The sequence below is a fragment of the uncultured Winogradskyella sp. genome (assembly GCF_947496485.1).
GTDB lineage: Bacteria > Bacteroidota > Bacteroidia > Flavobacteriales > Flavobacteriaceae > Winogradskyella.
Genome location: NZ_CANMCZ010000030.1, coordinates 1 through 226, shown reverse-complemented (window position 1 = coordinate 226; position 226 = coordinate 1). Strand labels below are relative to the sequence as shown.

Genomic DNA, 226 nt, shown 5'->3' with positions numbered 1-226 from the left:
GAAATTGGTGCATCATATCGTATTTGCATATAATCTGTATTCACTATTTGATTATCTGCAGCCAAATAATGAGTAAGGTCTCTATCTGAAAAAGTCTCTAAAAGCTCTGGATCAAATACTGTTGGACCATCACCAATGTTAGCACCTGTCAAAGACATATCATCTATGAATTGATTCGCTGCTGCTGGATTAGCAAATTGATAATTAACTTGACTTGGTATGTAAA

Annotated in this window: 1 protein-coding gene; it reads right to left on the bottom strand. The window is 34.5% G+C overall.

Features of this window, described 5'->3' with window-relative positions; genetic code table 11:
* Positions 1-226, bottom strand: a 226-nt coding sequence (locus Q0822_RS18265) for a hypothetical protein (protein WP_299126407.1), incomplete at both ends; no start/stop codon positions are given.